The sequence below is a fragment of the Adlercreutzia sp. DFI.6.23 genome (genome assembly GCF_024462535.1).
GTDB classification, from domain to species: Bacteria; Actinomycetota; Coriobacteriia; order Coriobacteriales; family Eggerthellaceae; genus Adlercreutzia; species Adlercreutzia rubneri.
In genome coordinates, this window is sequence record NZ_JANGBP010000762.1 from 1 (window position 1) to 289 (window position 289).

Consider the following 289-nt stretch of genomic DNA (forward strand, 5'->3'; position numbering starts at 1 on the left):
GCCTCGCCGACAACGGCGACGGCGAGGCCGTCGATCTCGCCTTCCAGGAAGAAGCCGCCCAAGGCCACGGTAAAGGGCACCTCGGCGCGGCGGTGCTCAGAGGAGGCGAAACGGACGGCCTCGTCGCTTCCGAGCCAGCGGGTCAGCGCCCTGTACAGCCGTTCCTGCTGACCGGCCGAAAGGCTCTCTTTCTGAATTTGGGCCTCGTTGGCCGCCTCGCCCGGGCAGAAGAGCGCCCCGCGCTCGCTCAGCTCGATGGCCTGCTGGGCCAGGCGGTGGAATGCCGTGC

General features: G+C 69.6%; 1 protein-coding gene. It reads right to left on the reverse strand.

Features of this window, described 5'->3' with window-relative positions; genetic code table 11:
- A partial coding sequence (locus NE591_RS15370; protein WP_256157116.1) for a hypothetical protein occupies nt 1-289 on the reverse strand: 289 nt, incomplete at both ends.